The organism is Cupriavidus sp. WS (assembly GCF_000395345.1).
In the GTDB taxonomy this organism is placed as follows: Bacteria; Pseudomonadota; Gammaproteobacteria; order Burkholderiales; family Burkholderiaceae; genus Cupriavidus; species Cupriavidus basilensis_B.
The window spans coordinates 1-328 of sequence record NZ_AQPL01000780.1 but is presented as its reverse complement, the minus strand read 5'-3'; the positions used below and the strand labels follow the sequence as shown (position 1 = coordinate 328).

General features: G+C 65.5%; 1 protein-coding gene. It reads right to left on the bottom strand.

The genetic code is table 11. The annotated features are described in order from the left end of the window. Positions 1-328: contractile injection system protein, VgrG/Pvc8 family (locus K206_RS40755; protein WP_043368116.1), on the bottom strand; the 328-nt coding region annotated here is incomplete at both ends.

Sequence of the window (328 nt, the reverse complement as noted above, 5' to 3'; positions counted from 1 at the left end):
AGATACGGCTGGCACGTGTGAGCCGCAGCCGCGCGACGAGCGGCTCCACGACGATCTCGTAGCCGCAGAAATCCCGGGTCTGGCGGGTCTTGGAGAAGCGCGTGATGCAGCCGGCAAACTTGCGTGGCTCGCTGCCATCAGCGGGAGCGATCAGGAAGGTCGCGTCTTTGCCCAGATACCCGGCTCGATCAAGCTCAAGCGGATGCGTCAGTTGGATGGTGACGGCATAGGGCTCGCCCATCCGCTCCACTGCCTCGAACGACACCACCGACAGCGCAGCGGCGCTGGCTGTGCCCGGCACCTCGAGAAAGTATGCCTGCCGCCCGGT